Source organism: Roseospira visakhapatnamensis (assembly GCF_014197915.1).
Classification (GTDB): domain Bacteria; phylum Pseudomonadota; class Alphaproteobacteria; order Rhodospirillales; family Rhodospirillaceae; genus Rhodospira; species Rhodospira visakhapatnamensis.
Genome location: NZ_JACIGK010000001.1, coordinates 329887 through 346635, shown reverse-complemented (window position 1 = coordinate 346635; position 16749 = coordinate 329887). Strand labels below are relative to the sequence as shown.

General features: G+C 69.5%; 13 protein-coding genes. 7 read left to right on the top strand and 6 right to left on the bottom strand.

The features are described from left to right. Window positions 1-14 precede the first annotated feature (14 nt). From GGD89_RS01405 to GGD89_RS01385, 5 genes are all read right to left on the bottom strand, one after another. Entirely contained in the window at window positions 15-1115 is a 1101-nt protein-coding gene (locus GGD89_RS01405; RefSeq protein WP_246422164.1) for a LacI family DNA-binding transcriptional regulator, read from the bottom strand. Between the two features lie 316 nt (window positions 1116-1431). Further along, window positions 1432-2040: a menaquinone-dependent protoporphyrinogen IX dehydrogenase gene (hemG, locus tag GGD89_RS01400; protein WP_184042300.1), complete on the bottom strand. Its 609-nt coding sequence runs from the start codon at window positions 2038-2040 to the stop codon at window positions 1432-1434. Between the two features lie 394 nt (window positions 2041-2434). Next, window positions 2435-3316 (bottom strand): 2-hydroxy-3-oxopropionate reductase, encoded by an 882-nt coding sequence (glxR, locus tag GGD89_RS01395; RefSeq protein ID WP_184042299.1) that lies wholly within the window; start codon window positions 3314-3316, stop codon window positions 2435-2437. A gap of 19 nt (window positions 3317-3335) precedes the next feature. After that, on the bottom strand, window positions 3336-4124 hold the full coding sequence (locus GGD89_RS01390) for an HpcH/HpaI aldolase family protein (RefSeq protein ID WP_184042298.1): 789 nt from the start codon (window positions 4122-4124) through the stop codon (window positions 3336-3338). Between the two features lie 9 nt (window positions 4125-4133). Then, window positions 4134-5483 (bottom strand): enolase C-terminal domain-like protein, encoded by a 1350-nt coding sequence (locus GGD89_RS01385; RefSeq protein WP_184042297.1) that lies wholly within the window; start codon window positions 5481-5483, stop codon window positions 4134-4136. Between the two features lie 525 nt (window positions 5484-6008). On the opposite strand from GGD89_RS01385, the gene GGD89_RS01380 reads away from it, so the two are divergent. From GGD89_RS01380 to GGD89_RS01350, 7 genes are all read left to right on the top strand, one after another. Next, on the top strand, window positions 6009-7055 hold the full coding sequence (locus GGD89_RS01380) for a type 2 periplasmic-binding domain-containing protein (RefSeq protein ID WP_184042296.1): 1047 nt from the start codon (window positions 6009-6011) through the stop codon (window positions 7053-7055). A gap of 111 nt (window positions 7056-7166) precedes the next feature. Beyond that, window positions 7167-7604: a tripartite tricarboxylate transporter TctB family protein gene (locus GGD89_RS01375; RefSeq protein ID WP_184042295.1), complete on the top strand. Its 438-nt coding sequence runs from the start codon at window positions 7167-7169 to the stop codon at window positions 7602-7604. Between the two features lie 13 nt (window positions 7605-7617). Further along, window positions 7618-9126 carry a tripartite tricarboxylate transporter permease gene (locus GGD89_RS01370; RefSeq protein WP_184042294.1) on the top strand — a complete coding sequence of 503 codons (1509 nt, stop codon included), beginning with the start codon at window positions 7618-7620 and terminating at the stop codon, window positions 9124-9126. Continuing rightward, window positions 9123-10661 carry a galactarate dehydratase gene (gene garD, locus GGD89_RS01365; protein ID WP_184042293.1) on the top strand — a complete coding sequence of 513 codons (1539 nt, stop codon included), beginning with the start codon at window positions 9123-9125 and terminating at the stop codon, window positions 10659-10661. Before GGD89_RS01370 ends, garD begins: the two co-directional genes overlap by 4 nt. A gap of 46 nt (window positions 10662-10707) precedes the next feature. Beyond that, window positions 10708-11757, top strand: a complete 1050-nt coding sequence (locus GGD89_RS01360; protein WP_184042292.1) for a LacI family DNA-binding transcriptional regulator — start codon at window positions 10708-10710, stop codon at window positions 11755-11757. Between the two features lie 165 nt (window positions 11758-11922). Continuing rightward, window positions 11923-14397 carry a penicillin acylase family protein gene (locus GGD89_RS01355; protein WP_184042291.1) on the top strand — a complete coding sequence of 825 codons (2475 nt, stop codon included), beginning with the start codon at window positions 11923-11925 and terminating at the stop codon, window positions 14395-14397. A gap of 122 nt (window positions 14398-14519) precedes the next feature. Continuing rightward, window positions 14520-15362, top strand: coding sequence for a TerB family tellurite resistance protein (locus GGD89_RS01350; RefSeq protein ID WP_184042290.1), 843 nt, complete (start codon window positions 14520-14522; stop codon window positions 15360-15362). 42 nt (window positions 15363-15404) lie between these two features. Here GGD89_RS01350 and GGD89_RS01345 read toward each other — a convergent pair whose 3' ends face one another. Further along, window positions 15405-16697, bottom strand: coding sequence for an HlyC/CorC family transporter (locus GGD89_RS01345; RefSeq protein ID WP_184042289.1), 1293 nt, complete (start codon window positions 16695-16697; stop codon window positions 15405-15407). Window positions 16698-16749: the final 52 nt, after the last annotated feature.

The following is a 16749-nucleotide window of genomic DNA, read 5'->3' as shown; positions in this document are numbered from 1 at the left end:
CCGGCCGACGGCCGTCACGCAACCTGATGGGTGGCGGCCGGATGCCGGTGCACGGCGGTGCTGTCGCGCTCGATCACCGTATGCGGGATGTTCAGGCGCCGGGGCGCCAGCGGAGTCCCGGTGCGCATGGCGGTGATGGCCTCCAGCATCAGGCGCCCCGCCTGGCGGCCCAGGTCGCGGCTGCCCACCGAGACGGTGGTGATCGACGGCCAGCAGAAGCGGGAGACCTCGAAATCGCCGAAGCCGGCGACCGCCAGCCGTTCGGGCACCGCCCAGCCGCGCCGATGACACTCCATGATGGCGCCGAAGGCCGACAGGTCGGACACGCAGATCACGGCCTCGACCTCCGGCCAGGTCTCCACCAGACGCACCACGGCGCCGCCGCCGTGTTCGATGGTGATCGGCGGGCGACCGACCGAGATGACGCAGGAGCGTTCCAGGCCCAGCGCCTCCACCGCCCGTTCGTAGCCGGCGCGGCGGTCGTGCCCCCGGGTGTCCTCGCCGTGCTCGCCCTCGATGAAGGCGATGCGCCGGTAGCCCCGGAACATGAGGCGGGCCAGCAGGTCCTCGATGGTCGCGGCATTGGAGAACCCGACCACATGGTCGATGGGCGCGGCCGGCATGTCCCAGGTCTCGATCACCGGAATGCCGGCCTGGCCCAGCAGGGTGCGGGCGCGGGGCGTGTGCTTGCCGCCGGTGACGATGATCCCCTCCGGCCGCCGTTGCAGCATGGTTTCGATCACGGCCTCCTCCCGCTCGCGCGAGTAGCCGGTCGTGCCGATCAACACCTGCATCGCCTCGGTGTCGAGCACCTCGGAGATGCCCTGTACCGTGTCGGAGAAGTTGGAGTTGTTGAGCGACGGGATCAGCACCGAGACGAACCCGGTCTGCTTGGACGACAGGGCGCCGGCCGACTTGTCCAGCACGTAGCCCAGTTCCTGGACCGCCTTCAGGATGCGGTCCTGGGTGGGCGGGGTCACCGTTCCCTTGCCCTTGAGCGCCCGCGAGACCGTCATCGCCGACACGCCGGCCCGGCGCGCCACGTCCGCCATGGTGGGGGCGCGGCGGGGGCTCGACGGTTGCGTGTCGCGTTGGTCAGGGGGGCGTTCGGCCATGAAAACCACGTCGCCAGACAGTCACATCACCGGTCATCTTGAAGAAGCATGCCCAAGGATGTCGCCGCCGTCAATTGTTATCGATACCATCCGGCAGTTCTCATGCGCCAAAGGTGGGTTCGAAATCACCCCCGATTTTTTCGGGACACCGACCGTTTGAGAAACAATCCTCCCGCGCCTGTGTCCGGACTTGCCCGGGATCGAACACAAGTCGGTACGGCGGTGACGGGACCACCCTCGCGCCGGCGGAGACCGTCCGGCGACGAGGGTGTGATCCGTCAGGCGTCAGGCCAGGCGTCAGGCCAGGCGTGGGGCATCAGGCTCGCGTCTCGCGGGCCGTCCGCGCGGCGCCCAGAATGTCCCCGGCGAAGGCATCGACGCTCGGCCACGAGGTGTATTCGATGGTGCTTGTGCCGTCGGTCGGCCCGCCGGTCAGCCACATGATCAGGCGAATGATGTTGCGGTCGAACCAGCGATACCTCGGATAGTCCAGCCGCCCCGCGAACACGGCGGCGACGACCGGCCGCAGGTCGTGCCGGGCGATCAGCTTCTTGATGTAGGCATTGGTCTCGGGGGTCTGTTTCTCGGGCTTGCGGGCGGTCAGGTTGACCGAGGCGAGCGCGAGCGGCGGCGCGTTCGCATGCGCCCGGTACGCCTTGAGGAAGGTGTCGGCCTCCTTGAGGTGATGGCCGTAGCGCACGGCGGCGACGACCACCATGAGCGTGGCGCCGGCCACAGCCTGGGCCACGGGGGGAGGAGCGGCGAGGTCCAGAGTCTCGGCGGCGAGGCCGTCCGCCTGCAACCGCTCGGCGATGTGTGTGGCGATCTTCCTGGACTGACCGTCGCGGCTCGCGAAGCCGACGCGAACCAGGCCGGCATGCGGGGCGGACGCGTCCGGCGGCAACGGGTGTTCGAGCGCGGGCATGGGTGTGAAAGCTCCGTGAGTGGGTCTTCGCTGGAGACGGATGCCGGGACCCGACGGGCGAGTCCGGTCGCGGCGGGACTGATACCAGTGGCGGATGAGTGTGACTCATCCACCATCCGGGCGCCTTGCAGGCGCCCGGATGGTCCAGATCTTGGCACCGCAAAGCGGTGCCAGGGCGGCACCGGTCATTCTCAATGACCGTTGGTATGATCTTGTCCCGGCCTGACGGCGCGGTGTCAACGATGGTCTGCATCGGTGGTCGACCACCGTCGGCCCATATCGGCGCGGGCGTTGCGCCCGTCGCGCCTGTCCAGTGTTCCCTCTCACTCTCGTGCCCTGGCCTCGGCGCGCCACCCCGGGGGGGCGGCGCACCGCGTGCCCGGGCGTCACGGGGTCAGGCGACCTCGTGGTCGGCCAGCATCTCCAGGGCGCGGACCATGGCCGAGTGGTCCCAGGCGGATCCGCCATGGGCCGCGCAGGCGTTGAACAGCTCCTGGGCGGTGGCGGTGTTGGGCAGGCTCAGGCCCATCTGTCGGGCGTTCGACAGGGCGAGGTTCAGGTCCTTCTGATGCAGCTCGATCCGGAAGCCCGGGTCGAAGGTGCGTTTGACCATGCGCTCGCCGTGGATTTCGAGAATCTTGGACGAGGCGAATCCGCCCATCAGGGCCTCGCGCACCTTGGCCGGGTCGGCGCCCGCCTTGGAGGCGAACAGCAGGGCCTCGCCCACCGCCTCGATGGTCAGGGCGACGATGATCTGGTTGGCCACCTTGCAGGTCTGTCCGTCGCCGTTGCCGCCCACCAGGGTGACGTTCTTGCCCATGAGATCGAACAGAGGCTTCACCCGGGCGAACGCCTCCTCGGACCCGCCGCACATGATGGTCAGGGTCGCGCCCTTGGCGCCGACCTCTCCGCCCGACACCGGCGCGTCGATGTAGTCGCACCCCAGACCGTTGATCCGCTTGGCGAAGTCCTTGGTGGCCATGGGCGAAATGGAGCTCATGTCGACCACGGTCTTGCCGGGGGACAGGCCCTCCGCGACGCCGTTGTCGCCGAACAGGACCGCCTCGACCTGGGGGGTGTCGGGAACCATGACGAAGAGGATGTCGGCCGCCTCGGCGACCTCCCGCGCGGTCGCGCAGGCCGTGCCGCCGGCGTCGGTCAACGCCCGGGGCACCTCGCCCAGGGTGGTGAGCGCCAGATCGTGACCGCCGGCGATCAGGTGACCGGCCATGGGCGTGCCCATGATGCCCAGTCCAATGAACCCAAGCTTGCTCATGCCGTTGTCTACTCCTCGTTCAGGATGCCTTGGCCCCGGGGCCGGGCGCGGTCGCCCGCAGGGTGCCCAGGACGCGCTGGGCGCCCGCCGCCATCAGGCGGGCGTCCGAGGCAATGGTGACGAACTGGAAGCCCATTTCGATCCGCTTCAGGGCATATTCGGGTGTGCCGTTGTGGCAGCCCGCGATCTTCCCGTGCTCCTTGGCCTTGGCGAGGATGTAGGCGATGGCCTCGGCCACCGGCGGGTCCACGTCGTCGAAGGTGGGCGTGCAGCCCAGGGCGAGCGACAGGTCCGAGGGGCCGATGTAGATCGCGTCCAGCCCCGGCACGCGCAGGATGTCCTCCAGGTTGTCGAGCCCCTGGCGCGTCTCGATCATGGCGAAGACCACGATGGTGTCGTTGGCGTGCGCCGGATAGTCCGGACCGCCGTACAGCAGGGCGCGGATCGGCCCGAAACTGCGCGTGCCGCGCGGCGGGTAGTGGGTTGCCGCGACCAGCCGTTCGGCCTCCTCCCGGGTGTTGATCATCGGGCAGATGACCGCGTAGGCCCCGGCGTCCAGGACCTTCATCAGGATCCCCGGATCCAGCCAGGGCACGCGGGCGATCGGAACCGTCTGGGTGGTCGACACGGCGGTGAACATGGTGACCGCCGTCTGGTAGTCGAGCACGCCGTGCTGGAGGTCCACGGTCAGGGAATCCCACCCCTGGTGGGCCATGGTCTCCGCCGAGAAGGCGCTGGGGATGGTGAGCCAGCCATTGAGGATCGCGCCGCCGGAGGCCCAGACCTCGCGAAGCTTGTTCGGACGCATGATGGTCTCCTATCGCACCAGGCAGGGGCGTTTGGGGTCGAAGGTCCAGCCGGGGATCAGCACGCGCATGGCGGCCGCGTCGTCCCGCGCGCCGAGGGCCCGCGCCTTGTAGAGGTCGTGGGCGGCCTCGATCCGCTCCAGGTCCGGCTCGACGCCCAGACCCGGCCGGTCGGGAACGGCGACATGGCTGTCGACGATGCGCGGCGGGTCCGTGGTTAGCCGCTGGCCGTCTTGCCAGATCCAGTGGGTGTCGATGGCGGTGATGTCCCCGGGCGCCGCCGCGGCGGCCTGGGTGATCATGGCCAGCGAGATGTCGAAGTGGTTGTTGGAGTGAGAGCCCCAGGTCAGCCCCCAGTCGGCACACATCTGGGCCACGCGCACGGCCCCGCTCATGGTCCAGAAGTGCGGGTCCGCCAGGGGGATGTCGACCGCCTGCAACAGCACCGAATGGCCCATCTGCCGCCAGTCGGTGGCCACCATGTTGGTGGCCGTGGGCAGGCCGGTGGCGCGGCGGAACTCGGCCATGGTCTCGCGGCCGGAGTAGCCGGCCTCGGCGCCGCAGGGGTCCTCGGCATAGGCGAGGATATCCCCCCGCCCCCGGCAGAGGCGGATGGCCTCCGCCAGCGACCAGGCGCCGTTGGGATCGATGTTGACGCGGGCCTTGGGGAAGCGCCGGGCGATGGCCTCGATGGCCAGCATCTCCTCCTCGCCGGCCAGCACCCCGCCCTTGAGCTTGAACTCGGTGAACCCGTAGCGCTCGTGGGCGGCCTCGGCCAGGCGCGCGATGGCCTCCGGGGTCAGGGCTTCCTCGTCGCGCAGCCGCTCCCAGGGATCTCGTGACGCGGAACCGTCGCGATAGGGCAGATCGGTCTTTCGCCGGTCGCCGATGTAGAACAGGTAGCCCAGCATCTTGACCGCGTCGCGCTGCTGCCCGTCGCCGAGGAGGGCGGCCAGCGGCAGGTCCAGGAACTGGCCGAACAGGTCCAGAAGGGCGGTCTCGACGGCGGTCACGGCGTGGATGGTGGTGCGCAGGTCGAAGGTCTGAAGCCCCCGTCCCCCCGCGTCCCGGTCCGCGAACCGGGCGCGGATCTGGTTCAGCACGCTCTTGTAATCGCCGATGGTCCGCCCGACCACCAGGGGGGTCGCGTCCTCCAGGGTCTGGCGGATGGCTTCGCCGCCCGGGACCTCGCCGACGCCCAGGCGGCCGGCGCTGTCGGAGAGAAGCAGGATGTTGCGCGTGAAGTAGGGGCCGTGCGCGCCGCTCAGGTTGAGCAGCATGCTGTCCTGGCCGGCCACCGGGACGACCCGCATCCCGGTCACGGTTGGCGAGCCCGTTTCATATTCAGTTCGCGCGGACATGGCCTTGTCCAGTGCTCGTTGCATGAGGGTGGGGGCGCGTGCGGCGATCGTCCATCGCCCACGCATCCCCCATTTCGACACCCTTCCGATGAAAGCGCAATCATTTTTTTGGGGAATGCCGCAGGGCGAAAAAAACTACAAATGGACACAGTGATTTGTGAGGAATGTAGGCGCGCCGGGTCTCCTTGACAGACCGGTAGTCCCTGAGATACGATCCAGAATGAAAGCCCTTGCAGTCATGCTCTGCGGCGGCGGACGGTGCGCGAAGCAGGGTCAATGCCCGTCAAAATACGAAGACTTGGGCCCGCAAACCGGTGCTCCGTGGGGTCGAACGGGACCCTTGAGCGCGTGTCCTGACTCCGATGGTCGTCACACGGTGCCGCATGCCTTCAGCATCCTTAGGATATGGTCAGGACACGAACACCCCCATGAGTCTCGTGTGGTTTATGGATGAGAAGGTCCATTGAACGCATGCGGAACCCCTGAACGGACCTTCAGGGCCACCACACTCGGGAGAAACGCGTGATGAAAAAGCTGTCCTTGGGTCTGTGCCTGGCCGCCACCGTGGCTGGCGGCATCGCGACGACCTCGGCCGCCCTGGCCGACACCGGCTTCCCGAACAACCTGCGGATCGTGATCGGATCGAAGTCGACCGGCGGCGACACCTATCAGAACACCGCCATCGTCGCCGAGGCCCTCGCGGAGAAGCTGGACATCAACGTCAAGGTCGACGCGGTCGGGGCGACCGCCGCCTTCAAGACCCTGAAACGGGTGTCGAACGGCAGCACGATCATGATGTTCCATGACCAGTCCTACCTGGGCTACCTTTACGGCCGGAAGGGCTACGAAAACCCGTTCGAGGAATACCGGATCGGCCCCACCGTCTCGATCAATCCCGGCAGCGCCTACCTGGTCGCGCAAGGATCGCCCTTCCAGGGCCTTGATGAACTGATGACGGCCTGCGCCGACGGCACCGACATCCGCGTCGCCATCCAGCCGGGCGGGGTGTCCGAGATCGGCTACAGCGCCATGAAGAACGCCATCCGCATCGAGCATCCGGGCAAGGAAGGCTGTCTGGTCGCGGTCAACCGGGGCTCCCAGTCCGACAAGAACCAGGCGATGTTCGACGGCCTGGCCGATCTGATCCATGGGTCTGTCCAGGCCAACGAGCAGTACACCCGCCTGCCCGCCGATGACCAGAAGGCCATGCGCTTCGTGTGGCTGACCGCCCGCAACCAGACCATCCAGCAGGCCAATCCCGAGGGCATGGGGCAGACCTCCCGCGAGGACCTGCTCCAGTACGTCGAGCCAAATGTCAGCGTGACCCAGGACGGCGAGAAGAATTTCACCTTCGACAAGGAATTCTTCTTCCTGTTCAACAAGGACATGGATCCGGCGCTGATCGAGGAACTGGACCAGGCGCTGACCGAGATTTTCGCCGAGGGCGAAATCCAGGAAACCCAGAAGACGTCCTTCTTCATTCCCAACTTCATGCCCTCCGCCGAGGCTGAAGCCTACCTGAAGGACAAGATGTCGCAGTACGCCACCATCATCGACGCGCTGCACAACTAAAGGCCAGGGCGGCGACCCCTGACCGGTCGCCGCCGAGCGCCTGCCAAGCTCCGGGCATCCTGGCGGTCACCGCCGGGATGCCCGGCGGGGCCTGGGAAAGGGGAGGGCGTGATGGGGCTGTCGGACCTGTTCGAGGTGCGGATCGTCTTCGATGAGTCGCACCTGTTCTTCCCCCGAATCATTCAGGGTCTTTTGTTGGCCATGGCCCTGGTGATCGTGGTCGTCCGGGGTATCCCGACCCTGCGCGCCGTTTGGGCCGGTCACCGGACATGGCCCGTCATGGACGGGCCGTTCGACCACCTGCGGTTCTTCGGCACGCTCGGCCTGACCGTCGCCTACTTCCTGTTGATGCCGCCGGTGGGCGAGATGGTGCCCAACACCGGCCTTGGCTTCCTGATCGTCTCGATCCCCTACATGGCCGCGCTGTCGGTCCTCTATCTGCACCGGCGCGACCGGCGGACGCTGCTGCTGGCGATGGCCAACGCGCTGATCGCCCCGGTCGCCGTCTGGTACCTGCTGGCCCGACTGCTCAACGTCACCCTGCCGTAGAGGGAAGCGCGAGATGGACGTCCTTTCCGCACTCGATCCGCTGTTCTTCGTGCTGATCTCCGCGGGCGCGGCCATCGGCATCGTCTTCGGCGCGATCCCCGGCATGACGGCGACGATGGCCATCGCGGTCTGCCTGCCGCTAACCTACGCGCTGGACCTGAACCACGGCCTGGCGCTGTTGCTGGGCCTGTACGTGGGCGGGATTTCCGGCGGTCTGGTGCCGGCGATCCTTCTGAACATCCCCGGCACGCCGTCGTCGATCACCACGACCTTCGACGGCTATCCGATGTGTCAGCGCGGCGAGGGGGAGCGCGCGTTGAAGATCGGGGTCGTCTCGTCCCTGTTCGGCGGTCTGTTCAGCGCGGCGGTGCTGTTCCTGTTCGCCCCCGTGCTCTCGGACTTCGCCATTAAGTTCTCCTACGTCGAGAAGTTCCTCATCATCTTCCTGGCCCTGACGGTGATCGCCTCGCTGTCCCGGAACCTGCTGATGGGCCTGTTTAGCGGCCTCATTGGTGTCTGGCTGGCGCTCATCGGCACCTACGACGTCTCGGTCGGGGGCAACGGCGACACCCGGCTGATGACCGAGGCCATGGAACCCTATCTGTCCGAGGGCTTCTCCCTGCTGCCGGTGCTGATCGGCCTGTTCGGGGTCGCGGCGATCCTGAAGGAGGCGGAACAGGGCATCCGCGAGAACACGGAGGGCATGCGCATCACCCTTGAGAAAGGCGCCCGTTTCAGCCTCGGTGTGTTCCGCAATCAGGGGGTCAACCTGGTCCGCTCCGGCGTCATCGGCACCTTCATCGGCATGCTGCCCGGTGTCGGAGGCAGCGCGGCCTCGGTGCTGTCCTACACCCAGCAGAAGAATTTCTCGAAGGCCCCCGAGAAGATGGGCACCGGTGTCCCCGAGGGGGTGGTCGCCTCCGAATCCGCGAACAACGGCCTGACGGGCGGCGCTCTGGTGCCGCTGCTGTCGCTGGGCATTCCCGGGGACAGCACGACCGCCGTGATGATCGGCGCCTTCACCCTGCAGGGGGTGCAGGTCGGTCCCCTGTTCATCGGCGAGAACCTGGAGACCTGGAACACCATGATGGTGGCGCTGGTGTTCGCCAACCTGGTCATGTTCGCCATCATGTTCTTCGCCATCAAGTACGTCGCCCGCGTGGTGATGGTGCCCAAGTACCTTCTGTACCCGATCATCATGATCATGTGCGTGGTCGGCGCCTATGCCATCAACTACGGGGTCATGTTCGACGTCTGGACCCTGCTGCTGTTCGGCCTGGGCGGCTATCTGGCGGGCAAGGTGGGCATCGAGATCGCGCCGCTGGTCATCGGCTTCATCCTGGGCGGGCAGGCCGAGGTCTACTTCGTCAAAAGCCTGGAATCCTTCGGGACCTATACGATCTTCTTCACCAAGAGCCCGATCGCCATGGTGCTGTGGGGGCTGATCGTGCTGTCCATCGCCTTCTCGGTCTACAACCTGGTGAAGGCATCCCGGCGCAAGACACAGGAGGGCGGCGCATGACGCCGGACGGCGCCACCCTGCGCCAGCATCCCGATGACAACGTGGCCATCGTGCTGGCGCCCGGCGGTCTCCAGGCCGGCGCCCTCGCCCTGGACGGGACTCCCCTGATCGAGGACGTGCCCTTCGGCCACAAGGTGGCCCTGGCGGACCTTCCGGCGGGGGGCGCCGTCACGCGCTACGGGGTGACCATCGGCCTGGCCACGCACGCCCTCGGCCGGGGAAGCTGGGTGTCGGACGATCGGGTCACCCTGCCGCCGGCCCCGTCCCTGGACAGGCTGCCGCCGCCGGCGATCCTGGCGGCGCGGTCCTCGGCGGCGGTGCGCATCCGGGCGGGGGCGACCTTCGACGGTTACCGCAACGCCGACGGCAGTGTCGGCACGCGCAACCTTCTCGGCGTCACGACCAGCGTGCCCTGCGTCCGGGGCGTGGTCGAGCATGTGACCCGGCGCATCGAAACGGACCTGCTGCCGCGCTATCCCAACGTGGATGGGGTCGTTGCCCTGACCCATGCCTACGGATGCGGCGTGGCCATCGCCGCGCCCGACGCCGACATCCCCATCCGCACGATCCGCAACCTGGCCCGCAATCCCAACTTCGGCGGCGAGGTCATGGTCATCGGCCTCGGGTGCGAAAAGCTGGTGCCCGAGTCCCTGCTCCCCGAGGGACAGGAGGACGCCTCCGTGCTCCGGCTTCAGGACACGGCGTTCACCGGCTTCCAGGCCATGGTGGACGGCATGCTCAAGCAGGCCGAGGGACACCTGGACCGCCTGAACCGGCGGCGGCGCGAACCCTGCCCGGTGTCGGACCTGGTGGTCGGCCTCCAGTGCGGCGGCAGCGACGCGTTCTCCGGGATCACCGCCAACCCGGCGCTCGGCCATGTCGCCGACCTCATCGTCGCCCACGGCGGTTCGGTGTTGTTCTCCGAGGTCACCGAGGTGCGGGACGCGATCCCCCTGCTCACCGCCCGGGCGGCCGACGACGCGGTGGCGCGGGCGCTGGCGCGCGAGATGGCCTGGTACGACGCCTATCTGGACAAGGGCGGCGCCGACCGGGGCGCCAACACCAGCCCGGGCAACAAGACGGGCGGCCTGTCGGGGATCGTCGAGAAGGCCATGGGATCGGTGGCCAAGTCGGGCTCCAGCCCGATCGTCGATGTCCTGGCCCCCGGCGAGCGGATCCGGCGCAAGGGCCTGACCTTCGCCGCCACCCCGGCCAGCGATTTCATCTGTGGGACCCTGCAACTGGCGGCGGGCATGACCCTTCACGTGTTTACCACCGGCCGGGGGACCCCCTATAATCTGGCCGCCGCGCCCGTGATCAAGGTTTCAAGCAACAGCGAGATCGCGGCGCGGTGGCATGATCTGATCGATCTGGACGCGGGGCGGATCGCGACCGGTGCGGTGACGGTCGCGGCGATGGGCGAGGCCCTGTTCAGCCTGATCCTCGACGTGGCGAGCGGTCGCCACACGACGGCCGCCGATCGTCTGGGTCTCCAGAACGACTTGACCGTGTTCAATCCGGCCCCGGTCACCTAGGTCCCTGGGACGCGTGGCCGACCATACCGTTGGTGCACGCCACGCGATGACCAAGCCAGTACCCCCGAGACATGGGGACCCCGGTGTCTCGACGCCCCGGCGGGGCGGGCGGACGGTCACCCTGGACGTCGTCGCCCGCCTGGCCGGCGTGGCCCCGGCCACCGTCTCCCGCGCGATCAACCAGCCCGACATGGTGGCCCGAAAGACGCTGGAGCGCGTCACCCAGGCCATCGCCGACACGGGGTATGTGCCGAACCTCCTGGCCGGGGGGCTCGCCTCCAGCCGGAGTCACCTGATCGCGGCGATCGTGCCCAGCATCAACAACCTGGTGTACGCGGAGACGATCCAGAGTTTCGGGAACCGCCTCAAGGCGTGCGGCTATCAGGTTCTGTTGGGCGAGACCGGCTACGGCCAGGATACCGAGGACGCGCTGGTCACGGCCGTTCTCAGCCGCCGCCCCGACGCCATCTTCCTGACCGGGATTCACCACTCGCCCCAGTGCCGGCGCCAGTTGCTCGCCGCCGGGATCCCCGTCGTGGAAACCTGGGACCTGACGCCGAGCCCCCTGGACCTGGTGGTCGGCTTCTCCCACGAAAAGGTGGGCGAGGCCGTGGCCGCGTTCCTGCACGGCCGGGGGTGCCGGCGCTTCGGCATCGTGTCCTCCGACGACCCGCGGGCGCTGGTGCGCAACAAGGCCTATGCGCGCGCCCTGGAGCGCCACGGGATCACCGGCGTGGCGTCCGGGCTGGTGCACGCGGTGTCGAGCCTGGAACTGGGGCGGAAAGGGTTCGCGGATTTGATCGGCCAGGGCTTCGACGGGGGGGGCGTGTTCTGCAGTTCTGACACCCTGGCCCAGGGCGTGGTGACGGAGGCGCTGGCCCGTGGGCTGCGCATTCCCGAGGACTACGCGATCGTCGGCTTCGGCGACCAGAACTTCGCCGCCCACATGCTGCCGGCCCTGACCACCGTTAAGATCGACCGCGCCGCCATCGGCGAGGAATCCGCCAACGCTCTGTTGGCGCGGTTGCAGAACACGCCCCTGACCGAGACGGTGGTGGACGTGGGCTTCACGATCATGCCCCGCGAGACCGCGTAGGTCCGGCCGGCAGGGGGCCCGACACGACTCTGGGGAGAGGGGCGGGTCTGGGGAGAGGGACGGGATGCCCCGTCCTCGTCCCGCCGCGTCCACCCATGGTAGGATGGCGCCCCGAACGCCCTGACCGGGGCCGCCCTCCGGGATCGCCGACACAGGACCCGCCCCATGCGCCTTTTCCTCCGCTGGACCCGGCGGCTGGTCGTCGCCGGCCTCGCCCTTCTTCTCCTGCTGGTCGCGGGTCTGGCCGCCTGGGGCGTGGGGGCCGCCTTTCTCGCGCTGCCCAGGACGGCCGGCACCGTGGCCCTGGGCGAGGCCGTGTCCGCCCCCGTCACCCTCACCCGCGATCGCCACGGCGTGCCCGTGATCCGCGCCGACACCGTGCGCGACGCCACGGTGGCGCTGGGCTACGCGCATGCCCAGGACCGCCTGTGGCAGATGGAGGCCATGCGCCGCCTGGGCGCCGGCCGCCTGGCGGAGGTGATCGGCGCGCCCGGCCTGGGGGCGGACCGCTTCATGCGCACCCTGAGGATCTATCGCCGGGCCGAGGCGCAGATCCCCCACCTGGCCCCGGAGACGCGCGAGGCCCTGGACGCCTACGCCGCCGGCGTGAACGCCTTCCTGGAGACCCGGCCGGGGCCGCTGCCCGCCGAGTTTCAGCTCACCTGGCTGCGGCCGGAACCCTGGCGGCCCGCCGACACCCTGGTCTGGCAGCGGCTGATGGGCCAGCAACTGGCCGGCAACTGGAGCCGCGAACTGCTCAACGCGCGCCTGCTGGCGCACCTGAAGGACCCGGCGGCGCTGGCCTTCGTCACCCGCACCGAGGTCGACGACCCCCAGCCGATCACCGTCACCCAGGCTTCCCCGGTTCTGTTCGAGCCCTCGCTGGCGGCGCTCTCCCGGGCGATCCCGCCGCAGGGGCGCGCGCGCCTGGCCTCCAACGCCTGGGCGGTGGGGTCGGCGCACAGCGCGCCGGGGGTGGGGGCGCTGCTGGCCTCCGACCCGCACCTGGGCTTTCAGGCGCCGATTCTGTGGTATCTGGCGCGCATCGAGACGCCGGGCTTGACCCTGGAGGGAGCCACCGTGCCCGGCGTGCCCTTCGTGCTCATCGGCCACAACACCCATGTGGCCTGGGGCATCACCACCACCCATTCGGATACCCAGGACCTCTATCGGGAGCGCCCGACCGGGGACGGCCGGTCCTATCAGGCCCCCGATGGCCCGCGCCCCTTCACGACGCGCGTGGAGACCCTGCGCGTGCGCCTGGGCCCGGACCAGGCCCTGACGGTGCGCGAGACCCGCCACGGCCCGGTGGTCTCGGATCTGGCCTGGGACGCCCTCGCGGAGGCCCGCGCCACCCTGCCGGCCGGCGAGGTGCTGGCCCTGGCCTCGGCCACCCTCGCCGAGGCGGACACCACCCCCGACGCCCTTCTGCGCCTCAACCAGGCCCGCGACCTGGACGCGGCGCGCGCCGCGCTCGACGCCTGGGAGGCGCCGCAACAGAACGTCATCCTGGCCGACCGCGCCGGGCGCGTCGCCATGCTGTCGCCCGGGCGGGTGCCGGTCCGGGCGCCGGGCCACGATGGCCGCCTGCCGGCCGAGGGCTGGACCGGGGCCATGGACTGGCGGGGCTGGGTGCCGCGCGAGGCCCTGCCCCGGACCCTCGATCCGCCCGAGGGCCGGGTGCTGAACGCCAACAACCGCGTGCACCCCACGGACTGGCCGCACCCCCTGGCGGTCACGTTTCCCGAGCCCTGGCGGGCCGAGCGGCTGGCGGAGCGGTTGCGGGCGCTGGATCCGGGGGGGACCGATGCCGACGCCATGGCGGCGATTCAGGGGGACGCGGTCTCGCCCATGGCCGTCGCCCTGCTGCCGGCGATGCTGGAGACCCTGGAGGCCGGTGCCGTGACGCATGCCGAGGCCCCGGCGGTGCTCGATCGCCTGCGCGCCTGGGATCCGCCGGTGATGGATCGTGACCGGCCCGAACCGCTGATCCTGGCGGTCTGGCTGGAGGCCCTGACCGAGCGTCTGTTCGCCGACGACCTGGGGCCGGTGTTCGCCGACTGGGCGGCGCGCGCCCGGCCACTGCCGGTGCTGTGGGCGCTGACCGAGGACCCGGCGTGGTGTGATGACCGGACGACCGGGGACCGGGTCGAGGAGTGCGGCCCGGCGGTGGCGGCGGCGCTGGACGAGGCGCTCGCCTGGATCGCGGCGGAGAGCGGCGGGCCGGTGCTGGCGGCCCGCTGGGGAGACTGGCATCGCGCGCGATTCGGGCACGGCCTGTTCCGGTTCGTGCCGGGGCTGGGTGGGCTCACGCGGCTGGAGGTGGCCACCGACGGCGGCGATTTCACCCTCAACCGGGGCAGCGACGCGGGCTGGGATGACCGCCGGCCGTTCGCCCATCGGCACGGGCCCGGCCTGCGCATGGTGGTCGATCTGGGGCCGCCGGCCTGCGGCCGCTTCGTCATCGCCACCGGACAGTCGGGCAATCCGGTCTCGGCCCATTACGGCGATCGCCTGCGGGACTGGGCCGACGGTACGCTCGCGCCGATCGGCCGCGAGACCTGCGGGGCCGGCGCGGGCGCCGGCGATGCCGCCCGGGGCGCGCGCCCGGATACGCTGACCCTGGCGCCCGGCCGCTGACGCGGCGGCGGTGAGGGACTTCGGGGGGAGCTTCGGGGGCCCTGGGGTTTCAGGGTTTCGGGGGCTTCGGGCGCGCCCTATCTTGGGGCCAGCGCTGCATCTGGACGGACGGAGGGAGAGGCATGGGGTTCTGGGGCAAGGTGGTCGGCGGTGTCGGCGGCTTTCTGGTCGGCGGTCCGCTGGGGGCGCTGGTCGGCGCCGCCGCCGGACACGCGGTGGACACCGAAGGGGGCGTCTCCGCGGCCCTCGACAAGGTTCGCGCCCAGGCCCGGGGCATGGTGGGCGCCGCCGAGGGCATGGTGGCCGGCGGCCGGGACGGACACGCCCGCCAGCAGGCGTTCGCGGTGGCGGTCATCGCGCTGGGCGCCAAGATGGCCAAGGCCGACGGCCGGGTCACCCGCGACGAGGTGGCCGCCTTCAAGCGCGTGTTCCACATTCCCGATGACGAGATCGCGGCCGTCGGGGCGGTGTTCGACCGCGCCAAGCAGTCGGCCCAGGGCTACGAGATCTATGCCCTCCAGATCGCCGCCGTGTTCCGGGGCCATCCCGAGGTGCTGGAGGAACTGCTCGGCGCGCTCTATCAGATCGCCCTGGCCGACGGCGCGCTGCACCCCAAGGAGGTCACGTTCCTGCGTGAGGTCGCGCGCCTGTTCCAGCTTCCCCCGCACGTGGTGGACCGGCTGCGGGCCCGCTTCGAGGGGGCGGGGGGCGCGGGCGGCGCCGGCGCGGGGGCTGGTCCGGGTGGCGTCGACGACGGCCCGGATCCCTACGCGGTGCTGGGCGTGAGCCCGGACGCCAGCGACGCCGAAGTGCGCGCCGCCTGGACGCGGCTGGCCCGCAAGCATCATCCCGATACGCTGCTGGCCGCCGGCCTGCCCGAGGCGTTCATCGAGCAGGCCACCCGCACCATGGCCAGCATCAACCACGCCTACGACCGCATTCGCGAACGCCGGGGGCTGCGGTAGGACGAGGGGCGGACGACACGCCTGCACCGCCCGGCGGGTGCCTCACCCCGCCTCCGGCTCGCGCGCCGGGGGCGCGACCCGGATCGAGGTCAGGCGGTTGCGCACCCGCTTGACCACCTCGAAGCGGAAGCCGTGGAACAGGAACACCTGGCCCTGTTCGGGAATGCGCCGGGCCTCGTGCAGGATCAACCCGGCCAGCGTGTTGGCGACGTCGTCGGGCAGCGCCCATTCGAACTCGCGGTTGAGGTCGCGGATGGTGACGTCCCCGGCGACCATGAAGGCGCCGTCGCCCAGCGGCCGCACGCCCTGGATCTGCACGTCGTGCTCGTCGCTGATCTCGCCGACGATCTCTTCCAGGATATCCTCCAGCGTCACCACCCCCATGATGGTGCCGTACTCGTCGACCACCAGCGTGAAGTGCTCTCGCCGCTCGCGAAACGCCTGAAGCTGGTGCAGCAGGGTGGTGGTGTCCGGGATGAACCAGGGGGGCGCCGCCAGGCTCACCACGTTGAGGTCGTCCAGGCTGCCGGTGTGGGCCTGGACCGCCCGCAGCAGCGCCTTGACGTGCAGGACGCCGATGATGTTGTCCATGCGGTCGCGCCACAGGGGGATGCGCGTGTAGGCGCTGTTCAGCACCTGCTCGACGATTTCCGAGGCCGGCAGGTTGGCGTCGATCATCACCAGTCTGGAGCGGTGCACCATGATCTCGCCGACCTCCACGTCGGCCAGATCCAGCACGCTCTTGAGCATGGCGCGCTCGCGGCGCACGGTCTGGCCGCTGGGGCCGGGGCCGTCGGCCTCGGCGGTATGAAACTCGATGGCGCCGCGCAGTTCGGCGAGCGCCGTGGCGGCGGACTTCTCCTGCCCGGCATCGGCCTTGAACAGCTTCAGCATGACCTGCACCAGGCCCTGAATAACGCGCGTGACCGGCCAGAACACAAAGGTCAGCGCGCGCATGATCGGCGCCACCGCCAACGCCATGGTGTTGGTGTGGGTGAGCGCATAGGTCTTGGGCAGGATCTCGGCGAAGATCAGCACCAGCAGCGTCATGACCATGGTGGCGTAAACCACGCCGGTCTCGCCAAAGGCGGTGATCATCACGCTGGTGGCCAGCGACGAGGCCAGGATGTTGACCAGGTTGTTGCCGAGAAGAATGGTGCCGATCAACTGCTCGCGGGTTTTCAGCACCGTGTTGACGATGCGGGCGCGGCTGTTGCCGCTCTTCTCCAGTTCCAGCATCAAGGGGCGCGAGGCGGCCGTCAGCGCGGTTTCCGAGCCCGAAAACAGGCCCGACAGGACCAGCAGGAACAGGATGGCGACGAGTGTTTCGATCATGGCCGTTGGGTCTTGAGCGGGGAGTCAGGAAAGATGGCGAACGCCGGGACGG